Source organism: Halorubrum sp. Atlit-26R, assembly GCF_003666015.1.
Classification (GTDB): domain Archaea; phylum Halobacteriota; class Halobacteria; order Halobacteriales; family Haloferacaceae; genus Halorubrum.
Map to the genome: position 1 here is coordinate 1 of NZ_QPLT01000458.1, position 477 is coordinate 477.

Here is a 477-nt window from a genome sequence, read left to right on the forward strand (position 1 = left end):
GGAAAATCTGGAATCTCATATCATGTCGGCGGGGAGTCTGCCTGCCTTAGCGAAATTCAGTCTCGGTGAGGGCTTTGTTATGGAGTGATTGCCGCCCGGATTCCGGTCGCAGTCACTTCGTAACGCCGCGGCGGATTCCGGTCACGGAGCGCTTGAGAAGCGCCACGCCGGGCGCGCCGTCGCCGAGCCAGAGCCAGACGGCGCTCCCGAGCAACGCGAGTTCGAACGCGACCAGCACCCACGCCTCGGGCCGGCGGAGGAACACGACGAAGCGGCGCAGGTAGAACCACGTCTGGGCGAAGAAGCCGCCCATCGACGACTCGCTCCCGTGGGACAGCGGCCAGAGGAACGCCCGAATCACGTCGGAGTTGCCGAAGAAAAAGCCGTTGAACAGCAGGTCCGCGGGGATGTGCGAGAGGTAGCCGAGTGCGAACGCGACGCCGACCGTCGCCGCCCCGTAGCGCCGCGCGACGGCCA

At 66.0% G+C, this 477-nt stretch carries 1 pseudogene; it reads right to left on the reverse strand.

The window, feature by feature from the left end:
• Positions 1-112: 112 nt before the first annotated feature.
• Positions 113-477 (reverse strand): annotated as a pseudogene (locus DVK07_RS21445) (metal-dependent hydrolase); the annotation flags it as partial.